This is a genomic window from Phytoactinopolyspora endophytica (assembly GCF_004138495.1).
In the GTDB taxonomy this organism is placed as follows: domain Bacteria; phylum Actinomycetota; class Actinomycetes; order Jiangellales; family Jiangellaceae; genus Phytoactinopolyspora; species Phytoactinopolyspora endophytica.
Genome location: NZ_ML142863.1, coordinates 160,143 through 170,013, shown reverse-complemented (window position 1 = coordinate 170,013; position 9,871 = coordinate 160,143). Strand labels below are relative to the sequence as shown.

Below are 9,871 nucleotides of genomic sequence, written 5' to 3'. Positions count from 1 at the left end.
CGGTGTGTCGTGGTTTCTCGCTCGCGACGTCCTTGGGCATGAGCCGGGTATCTTCGCACCCATCGGTGCGATGTTGGTGCTCAGCCTGGCTCCCGGACGCCGGGTCCGGCGCGCCCTGGAGATTGTCGCGGGCGCCGCCATCGGCGTCGTCATCGGCGACGTGCTGATCGCTCTGATCGGCACTGGACCTGTTCAGGTCTTCGTGGTTGCGGTGCTGGCGATGGGGGCCGCCACGGCATTGGGGGCCGGTCCCCTTCTGATCACGCAGGCCGGTGTCGCCGGCGTCCTGATCGCGACGATCGAACCTCCCGAGGGTCTTTACAGTTCAATGGCCAACCAGCGCCTGGTGGATGTCCTGATCGGTGGCGGTATCGGCCTGGCTGCATCGTTCATCCTGCCCAGACATCCCCTGACGAGCACACGGGCCGCCGCCGAGCCACTCTTCTCGGAGCTGCGCGGGACGCTTGAACAGATCGCCAGGGCATTGGACACCCGAAGCGCAGGGGAGATCGCGGCTGCCCTGGAGCGCGCTCGTACGCTCGACGGCTACGTCCGCGCGTGGCAGGAGGCCATCGACCAAGCCGAGGAGACGGTCTTTCTCGCTCCGACGCATCGGCGCAAGCGGTCGCTGATAGGCCGCCAAGCTGCTGCCTTCCCTCCGATCGAGCTGGCGGTGCGCGACGTGCGCGTGCTGGCCCGTGCCTCGGTCCGTGCCGTCGATCTGGAGGAAGGGACCTCGCCTGAGCTGACGCTGGCGGTCAGGGACCTTGCCTCAGCCGTGTTGGGACTGCAGCTCGAACTCGACCGGGGAAGGGGAGAGGCAGCGGGCCGTACAGACGCCTTGCGCGCCGCCGGTCGCGCCAGCTTGCTGGTGACCGACGGAGCGAGCATGCCTATCAGCGCGGTTGTGGCCCAGATCAGATCCACCGCGACGGACCTGCTGCGGGCCCTCGGACTCGATGCGGCCGACGCGGTCGACGAAGTGCGGACCGCGGCACGGCAGATGCAAGAGCAGACGCGCGCCGAGGACGCGGACGAGGCGAGTTGAGGCGGTGACGCGTATCGAAAGCGTCTACGGCCGGCTCACCGCCACGCTGTCCCGGTGCCTTCGGCGTACTGCTCGAAGGCGTTGATGAGGCCAGCCAGCACCTCAGCGCTCGTCTCGAGTAGCGCCCGCGCCTTGGGATCACCGGTCTGGGAGGCATCGGTACGGGCATGGCTGGCTGCCGCCCGCAGGGTTTCGACCAAGGCCTCCGTCTGATAGCGCGTGCCCTCGTCCCGCGGTTCGTCGCCCGAAGGGCCGGTCATACGTGTCGTCATCACTGCGCTTCTCTCGATCGCAGGGAACTGTATAAGAGTGCCAGTACCCCGATCGTGGCGACGGAATCGACTTGGTGTGCACCCGCGGGACGCCGCCTTCGCCGCCACCCTCCGTCAGGTCCTCGCAGAGCAGTCCTGAGACCGAACTCATCACTCTGGCCCGATCATACGTCGATGAGCTCGACGGTCACGGTCGCGACGTCACCGGCCTCGAGGCCTTCAGCCGTGCGGATGGCGCGCTTGATCGGAAGCACGTAACAGTTGCGCGAGCCGTCGGGAAAGATCGACGTCGTCCATGTACTGCCACCCACGGAAACGCGTACCCGCAGCGAACCGAAGCCGCGGCGTTGTCCCCCTGCCATCTCGCGGATCTCCTCGGACTCCTCGACAGGCAGGCTCACGAATGTCCAGCTGTCGTCGCGCCGGGCTTCCCATATCCACAGCTCGGCGTCGAATTCGATGACCACGAACTGAGCATCGCACGAACGACCGACAAGTTCAGACCCACCCGGTGCTGATGCGTTCCGAGGGCAGGCGTGGCAGAGCTATTACACAACGGAAGCACCGACACTGCTGGCATTTCGTGGCGACACTGACCAAACGGTGTGAGGTGTCCTAGTCACGTCTTCGTAAGATGCATGTGGTCATTGAGCTGTAACCGGGGGGATCTGTGGTGGGTGAAGAGCGTCCGGCGAAGGCTGCGCCGAACTCGGTCATCTTGGGGGTGGGCTCGTTGCTGACGGCGGTGGCGCCGATGGTGGGAGCCTTTCTGATACGCGGGTTCGATTCGGGACTCCCGCCGTTGTGGGCCACGTTGGCGTTGGTGGGCGGGACCGTGCTGCTGGTCCCGGTAGCGTGGCTCGCGCCAGCATATCTGCTGGTTTCGTTGGTGCCGATCATCATGGTCGGGTTCATGTATCTGCTGTTCATGCGCCGCGATGTCAACCGTCCGGCGAGCCTGATGCTTTGACCGTGACGACACCTGGCCGATCGCCGCGACTGTGCTGTGGGCGCTGGTTCTGGTAGCTGTGGCGTGGCGTACCCGGGCGTACTGGGTGGACGCCTTGCGCATTGACATTCGGCGGGACGCGCCGGCGGGCCGGTGGAAGGCGAGGTTTCATCTCTTCGGTGGGGTGGTGGCGATCGCCGCCGGCGCAGGCTTGATGGTCATGCTGATGTGGAACACGGTGTGGAACATCGCTCACTTCACCGCGACGCGGCCGGCGACCTATGAGGTCACCGTCGAGGAAGCCGCCATGTTCACGCACACCCAGCCCGGCACGAGGACCAGTCGCGCGCGTGACTCGTACTGGGTGCTCAGCGACGCCGACGGGGAGCGGTTCCGGCTGGACAAGCACCGCGACGTGATCGAGTGGGAACGCGCCGTCGGCCAGGTTTGGTCACGCGAGCAGGGCTACTACGGATGCGCGGACCCGAATCCGGAACCAGGCGACACGGTCATCTTCGAAGGACGCGACAGCCCTGTCGGGTTTGCTGTCGATGGCGTCGCAGCCGTCTATCGCAACGGCGACGAGGTCTGCAACGTCGCGACGGTTGCCGACGACATGTGAGGATATCAGCGCATCGCATCGTGTCACGATAAGCTCACAGTGTCGGCTCTACGCTCCCTGTTCCAGCCGAACTACTGCTCGCGCGGTTCGGTTCGGCGACACGTGGATGCAACGGTTGCGGCGGACCATTCCACGCACATCGTGAAGCCCACGCCCGCTCAGGCTCGTCCTCGACCGTCGCCCGTTCAGCTGACCGATGTCGGGGTACAGGGCCGTCGTCGTGATGTCAGGGTGTCGCGATCAGGACCGGCGACGGTTGTGTCGTTAGGCTGTGCCGAGTGTCGTGACGAAAGAGGTTCGAACGCCGCGGGCGCCGGCGGCGAGAAGGGCGCGTGATGGGGCAGCGGAACAAGGAGAAGCGGGCCGCGAAGAAACGCAAGCGCCAGCGCCGGGGACCAACTCCGCCGCGCGATCGCGTCTCTAGCGGACCGCACGGGCCGGACTGCACGTGCGACGAGGCCAGTGACTTCTCCGACCCGCCACCGGGGCCTACATCCGAACTGCTCAGCAATACGCTTCTGGCTGCGGCGCAGACGCACGCCGACGGCGACCCCTCGGCTGCCGCGGCGTGCGCTCGGGAGCTTGCCGAGGGGCCGTTCGCTGATCGGGCTCGGATGGTGAGCACGGCTGCAGGGATGGCGATCGGTCGCATCCTCGACCAGCTCTGGCATGCGGGTTGGCTGCCTACCGACGTTTGGGAGCTCATCAGGCGACGACTGGATTCGGCTGCTACCAGCCTGGTGGTGGATGCGATCGCGGCGGACACCGCGCAGCATGCGGCGGCGACGGTGGACGAGCGCTGGGCGACGCAGGTTCGACAACTCGAGGCCACCGTCTGGTGGGACCATGACAGCCCGCACCTGATGCATTGGGCGGAACGCATCGGGGTGACGCTTGAGGCGGCGCTTCTCTGCTCCATCGGTTTGCTCGCCGAATTGATGGTATTCCCGAAGCTGCCGCAGATTCTTCCCCCACCGGGTACGGCCACCCGCGCCACTTCGGCGTCGGCGGCGGGCGTGGACCAGAAGGTTCTGGCGCGGGTGCGAGGGCTGTTGGCCAAGGCCGAGTCCACGCAGTTCCCTGAGGAAGCGGAGGCGTTGTCGGCGAAAGCCCAGGAGTTGATGAACCGGCACGCCTTCGAGCGTGCCCTGGTGGACGCCGACACTCACAAGCAACAGGTGGCGACGTCGATCCGGTTGTGGCTGGACAGCCCGTACGTGGACGCCAAGTCCCATCTGGTGGCCGCGGTCGCCAAGGCGAACCGGTGCCGGTCGGTGTTCTACCCCAAGATCGGCTTCGTCGCGCTGGTTGGTGAGGAGATGGATCTGGAGATCGCCGAGCTGCTGGTGACCTCTCTGCTGGTGCAGGCTACACATGCGATGGTGGCTGAAGGCAAGCACGTCACGTACACGGGGACGTCGCGCACGCGTTCCTTCCGCCGGTCGTTCCTCGTCTCGTACGCCGTCCGGATCGGTGAACGCCTCGATGAGGCGGCCGCGAACGCGCACGACCCGGCCGAGGATGCACGGCTGCTACCTGTGCTGGCCGACCGCTCCCGCGTGGTGGAGGAGACGTTCCAGCAGATGTTCAGTCATACGGTCGAGCGGTCGACGTCGGTGACCAACGGAGCGGGCTGGAACGCTGGACGTGCCGCCGCCGACCGCGCCGACCTCGGTGTCGAACGGCGCCATGTGACGGCGTGACGGGGCGCTGTCACCGCTCACGTCGGTATCAGGTGTCGCATTGTCCTCCGTCGGGGTCAGATCCTCGAAGCCGACGGCGCGTCGCGGACGGAGTGTCAGTGCCGGCGGCTAGCGTCTTGGCCATGCTCGTCGAAACGGTGCCCTCCGAGGATCCACTCGGGTTGGCGGACGTCGTTGGCGCGACCTCGTACGGTCGCGGGCTGACGTATGCCCGCGAGGGTGCGGTGTCGGGAATCGAATGGGATCGGGCGGGAAACGCCTTGCTCGGACGGGTACGTGGTCAAGGGCGGAAGGTCTACTCGACGGTGGCGTTCTTCGAGCCGTCCGGCGGCGCGTCGTACCGGCTCATGCGGGGAGCATGCACGTGCCCAGTGGGTGTCGACTGCAAGCACGTCGTGGCTCTGGTGCTGACGGCGCTCGGTGCGACGGACGGTGAGCCGGCATTGGACAGCGGGCGAAGCCCAGTATGGGAGGAGTCGCTGGAGTCGCTGCTGGAGGAGCCCGGCCGAGGCCACGTCGGCCAAGAACAGATGCCGCTGGCGGTGGAGGTGACGCTGTCCGCTCCGCAGACGTCCGCAGGGCGCCGCAACACAGCCGTGGGCGATGAGCGACGGCTGATGGCTCGGTTGGTCAGGCCCGGCAAGAACGGCTGGGTGGCCGGCGGACTGACCTGGTCCAAGCTGGGCACGCTGCGGCACTCGCCCGAGTACGGAAACGATCAGGTGCGGCTACTGCGTGAGCTGTATTCGCTCTACCAGTCGGACCGTGGTGACTCCTACTACTCGTACGGGTATTACGGTCGCGATGAGAAGCACATCGACCTGTCGGCGTTCAACTCGCGGCAGCTGTGGCCGATCCTGGACGAGGCGGCGGCGGTCGGGTTGCGACTCGTGCACGGCGCGAAACGGCTCGGCCCACTCACCGGATACGGCGTCGCACAGGTGTCGGTGGATGTGACGGCCGATGAGGCTTCCGGTGGCCTGGTGGTCGCTCCGGTGGTGGACGTCGATGGCCGCGAGACCGGCGTCGTGCCGGTGGGGTTCATCGGTGCGGAGGCCCACGGGATGGTCTACGTGGATCGGGCGGAGAACGGGGCCGGTATCGACCCGTCGAAGTGCCGGCTCGGGTTGGCGAGGCTCGAGCGAACCGTGCCGCGGGGGCTGCGAAGGATGGTCTTGGAAGAGGCACGCCTGGCGGTCCCGGCCGACGATCGTGCGCGCTTCCAGGATGAGTACATTCCTAGGCTTCGGCGTCTGGCTACCGTCGTATCCTCTGATGGCTCGTTCACGCCGCCGGCGGTCTCGGGCCCCACGTTGGTGGCCCACGCCGCGTATCACGACGAGCACGCGCTGGACCTGACCTGGGAATGGCTTTACGAGGTGGGCGACGCGGAGAAGCGAGCGCCGCTTGTACCCGACGGAACGGACCTGACCTACCGTGACGTGGACGCCGAGCGGGCGGTTCTGGCCGGCCTGGACGTTGGGCTGGAACGGCTCGGATTGGCGTCGGACGAGATCGGCGGCCGTGAGGTCATGCAGGGCGCCGCCGGGCGTTCGGTGACTCCCCGCGCTCGGCTTGGTGGGCTCGACACCATGCGGTTCACCACCGAGGTGTTGCCGCTGCTTCAGGACGCAGCCAACGTCGTTGTCGAGGTCAGCGGCGAGCCGGCGGACTACCGCGAGGCGAGTGACTCCGTCGCCATCGGTGTGTCGGCCAAAGCCGTGACAGGTGACGCCGACTGGTTCGACCTGGGAATCACCATCTCCGTCGAGGAGCGCGACGTTCCGTTCGCCGACGTGTTCACCGCCCTGGCTCGTGGTGAGCCACACATGCTGCTGCCCGACGGGGCGTTCTTCTCGCTGGAAAAGCCCGAGCTGCAGGCGTTGCGCAGGCTCATCGAGGAAGCTCGGGCGCTGGGCGAGGGCTCGAGCGGCGAGCCGAGGATCAGCCGGTTCCAGGCCGGGCTCTGGGAAGAGCTCGCCTCGCTCGGCGTCGTGACGCATCAGACCGAGGCCTGGCAGCGGCAGGTGGAGGGACTGCTCTCGATCGGCTCGTTACGGCAGACCGAGCCGCCGGGTTCCCTGGCCGCGGATCTACGCCCCTACCAGCTTGACGGGTATCGATGGCTCGCGTTTCTGTGGGACCACCAACTCGGCGGGATTCTGGCCGACGACATGGGGCTGGGGAAGACCGTACAGACGCTGGCGTTGATCTGCCACGCCAAGCAGACGGATCCGGAGATCGCCCCCTTCCTTGTTGTCGCGCCGACCAGCGTCGTACCGAACTGGGTGAGCGAGGCGGCGCGTTTCGCGCCGGGGCTCAAGGTGGTGCCCGTCACCGACACGCTGCGCCGGCGTGGACAGTCGATAGGCGACGTCACCGCTGGTGCTGACGTCGTCGTGACGACCTACACGCTGCTCCGTCTGGACTCCGACTCCTATGAGAGCGCGACCTGGTCGGGGCTCGTCCTGGACGAGGCGCAGTACGTCAAGAACCATCAGTCCAAGACGTATCAGTGCGCTCGGCAGCTGCCTGCGCCGTTCAAGCTGGCGATCACGGGCACGCCGATGGAGAACAACCTGATGGAGCTGTGGTCACAGCTGTCGATCACGGCGCCCGGTCTGTTCCCCAACCCTGCCCGGTTCGACGAGTACTACGCTCGCCCCATCGAGAAGCAGGGGGCCACCGAGCTGCTCGCACAGCTGCGGCGTCGGATCAGGCCGCTGGTCAAACGACGTACCAAAGAGCAGGTGGCATCCGACCTTCCGGCCAAGCAGGAGCAGGTGATCGAGGTGGACCTGCATCCTCGGCACCGCAAGGTCTACGAGAAGTACCTGCAGCGAGAGCGTCAGAAGGTGCTTGGACTGCTCGACGACGTGAACAAGAACCGGTTCACCATCTTGCGCTCGCTCACGCTGCTGCGGCAGCTGAGCCTGCATGGTGGGCTCGTTGACGATGCGTTCGACGACCTTCCGAGCGCCAAGATCGAGGTCTTGCTGGAACAGCTTGGCGACGTTGTGCAGGGTGGGCATCGTGCGCTGGTGTTCAGCCAGTTCACCCGCTTTCTCAGCGTTGCGCGCCAGCGCTTGGACGCCGCCGGCATCGAGTACTGCTACCTGGACGGCTCCACCCGCAACCGGGCCGAGGTGATCGCCAGGTTCAAGGAGGGTGCGGCGCCGGTCTTCCTGATCAGCTTGAAAGCGGGTGGGTTCGGGCTCAACCTGACCGAGGCCGACTACTGCTTCCTGCTCGACCCGTGGTGGAACCCCGCGACCGAAGCGCAGGCGGTCGACCGCACCCACCGCATCGGGCAGACCCGTAACGTCATGGTGTACCGGCTGATCGCCGCAGACACCATCGAGGAGAAGGTCATGGCGCTGAAGGAACGCAAGGCCGAGCTGTTCACGAGCGTCATGGACGACGGAAATGCCTTCGGTACCGCTCTCGGCGTCGACGATATCCGTGGACTCCTCGAGTAGTGAGCATCAGGGCTCGGCTCCTAGCTGCGCATGGCGCGGATCAAGACGGGGGCGCCGATTAGCAGGGCGATGGCTCGGATGCCACCTGCGATCGGGAAAGGCGCGCGCAGCCCGAGCTGGTGCGCCACGAGTCCGCCGGTCAGCGCTCCGAGCGGGATGAGTCCCCAGCCGACCATCCGGTAAATACTGCTGACGCGGCCCAGCATGTCGGATGGCACGATCTGTTGCCGCAGGCTCACGGTGATGATGTTCCAGAGGATGGTGGCGAAGCCGCTGACGGCCAGCAGCCCGCCGAGGACGGTCGCGTTGGGGCTCACCCCGATGCCGGCGAATGCGACGACGTTCGTGCCGAGCGCGACGAACAATGCATCCCGAGAGCCGAGCATGGCGACGACGCGCGGCCCGACCAGGCCTCCGGCCAGGCTGCCGACTGCCGCCCCAGCAAGGAGCAGGCCGTAGCCGCTGGGGTTGATGTGCAGCGTCTGGGTGGCCAGCAGAACGAGTGTCGCGTGGGCGAGGTGGAAGCAGAAGGTGTTGACGCCAAGCAGGAATGCGAGGGTCCGCAGCAGCCGGTGGCGGGCTAGCCAGCGCAGGCCCTCGGCCATGGCCGTGCGCAGAGGTGGGTGCACGATCTTCCGGGCCTCAGCACGGGGCAGCGTTGCGAGCAGGACAGCGGACAGGACGAGCGCGGCGGCGTCCAGACCGAAAGGGAACGCCACGGCGACGGCGAAGAGCAGGCCGCCGACGGCTGGGCCCACGAACTGCTGGCCGACGACGATGATGGTCTGCTGGTAGCCGTTCGCCGCGTGGAGCAGGTGCTTGCCGACAAGGTCCGGCAGGATCGCCTGCGCGGCGTTTCCGACGACGACCTGGCACATTCCTAATCCGAAGGTGAGCATCGCCAGCGTGGCGATGTCGATGCGGTCGAACGCGGCGAGGACTGCCACGCTGCCGACGATCAAGGCCTGGGTCGCCTGGGATCGCCACATGAGGCCGGCTCGGTCGTAGCGGTCGACCAACGCACCCGCCGGCAGAGACAGCAACAGCCAGGGCAGATACGCCGCGGCGGACACCACCGAGACCAGCCGGGGATCCCGGGTGATCGTGGCCGCCAGCAGCGGGACGGCCGCAGCGAACACACCCTGGCCGACGGCGTTGATCCCGGCCGCACCGGCCAACCGCCAATAGGCAACGGGCAGCCGGGACGGGTCAGGAGGTTGTGGCATGCGGGCATCGTTCCGTCCGCGGATCCCGGCACGACATCATGTAGCTGACTGCTACATTCTCCGGCCATGGCGCTGACCGTCGATCTGGGTGTGGCCGAGCTGGCAGCGACACGGTTCGCGATCTCTCCGCTGTCGGAGACGGTGGCCGGTTTGCAGCAGCTGGCCGGGCAGGACCGGCAGGAGGTCAACCTGCGGTGGCTCCGATGGTCGGCACGGGAGCTGGCGGGGGACCCGCTGAATCTCTCCCGCACCTGGCCGCTGATCGTGAACGATCGGCCGGGCTGGCCGGAGTTCCTGGTGCCCGCCCCGGTCGGCCCCGGAGCATCGATCGACGACGATCTGGCAGCGCTGCAACGCACGAGCGCCCGGCAGGTCCGGGCAAGCCTGAAGCGTGTCTTCGGCGACGCGCTCCCGGAGTGCGCCGCCGACCTGGCCGCCCGCCCAGCGGCCGGCCTTCGAGAGCTGGCCCTGGAGTTGCGCTCCGCGTACGATCGCCTCGTCGCGCCGCACTGGCCGCGCATCCGCGCCGTGCTCGACGCGGACGTCGCGTACCGCGCCAAGCAACTGGCCGT

At 67.1% G+C, this 9,871-nt stretch carries 8 protein-coding genes and 1 pseudogene; 6 read left to right on the top strand and 3 right to left on the bottom strand.

The genetic code is table 11. The features are described 5' to 3' along the window. Positions 1 to 1,048, top strand: a 1,048-nt coding sequence (locus tag ELR45_RS25020; protein WP_165368086.1) for an FUSC family protein, incomplete at its 5' end; no start/stop codon positions are given. 35 nt (positions 1,049 to 1,083) lie between these two features. On the opposite strand, the gene ELR45_RS25015 is transcribed toward ELR45_RS25020, so the two are convergent. Next, a complete protein-coding gene (locus ELR45_RS25015; protein WP_129668758.1) occupies positions 1,084 to 1,320 on the bottom strand; it encodes a hypothetical protein in 237 nt (78 codons plus the stop codon). A gap of 164 nt (positions 1,321 to 1,484) precedes the next feature. Next, on the bottom strand, positions 1,485 to 1,787 hold the full coding sequence (locus ELR45_RS25010; RefSeq protein WP_129668757.1) for a DUF1905 domain-containing protein: 303 nt from the start codon (positions 1,785 to 1,787) through the stop codon (positions 1,485 to 1,487). A gap of 206 nt (positions 1,788 to 1,993) precedes the next feature. On the opposite strand from ELR45_RS25010, the gene ELR45_RS25005 reads away from it, so the two are divergent. From ELR45_RS25005 to ELR45_RS24990, 4 genes are all read left to right on the top strand, one after another. After that, positions 1,994 to 2,290, top strand: a complete 297-nt coding sequence (locus ELR45_RS25005) for a hypothetical protein (protein WP_129668756.1) — start codon at positions 1,994 to 1,996, stop codon at positions 2,288 to 2,290. 31 nt (positions 2,291 to 2,321) lie between these two features. Next, a complete protein-coding gene (locus tag ELR45_RS25000) occupies positions 2,322 to 2,891 on the top strand; it encodes a hypothetical protein (RefSeq protein WP_129668755.1) in 570 nt (189 codons plus the stop codon). Between the two features lie 335 nt (positions 2,892 to 3,226). Continuing rightward, the gene (locus ELR45_RS24995) at positions 3,227 to 4,594 is read left to right on the top strand and encodes a DUF2786 domain-containing protein (protein ID WP_129668754.1); all 1,368 of its coding nucleotides are present in this window, start codon (positions 3,227 to 3,229) and stop codon (positions 4,592 to 4,594) included. A gap of 122 nt (positions 4,595 to 4,716) precedes the next feature. Beyond that, positions 4,717 to 8,073, top strand: coding sequence for a DEAD/DEAH box helicase (locus ELR45_RS24990; protein ID WP_129668753.1), 3,357 nt, complete (start codon positions 4,717 to 4,719; stop codon positions 8,071 to 8,073). 20 nt (positions 8,074 to 8,093) lie between these two features. On the opposite strand, the gene ELR45_RS24985 is transcribed toward ELR45_RS24990, so the two are convergent. Beyond that, positions 8,094 to 9,299: an MFS transporter gene (locus ELR45_RS24985; protein WP_129668752.1), complete on the bottom strand. Its 1,206-nt coding sequence runs from the start codon at positions 9,297 to 9,299 to the stop codon at positions 8,094 to 8,096. Between the two features lie 66 nt (positions 9,300 to 9,365). Here ELR45_RS24985 and ELR45_RS38985 point away from each other — a divergent pair. Beyond that, a pseudogene (locus ELR45_RS38985) lies at positions 9,366 to 9,871 on the top strand (ArsR/SmtB family transcription factor); the annotation flags it as partial.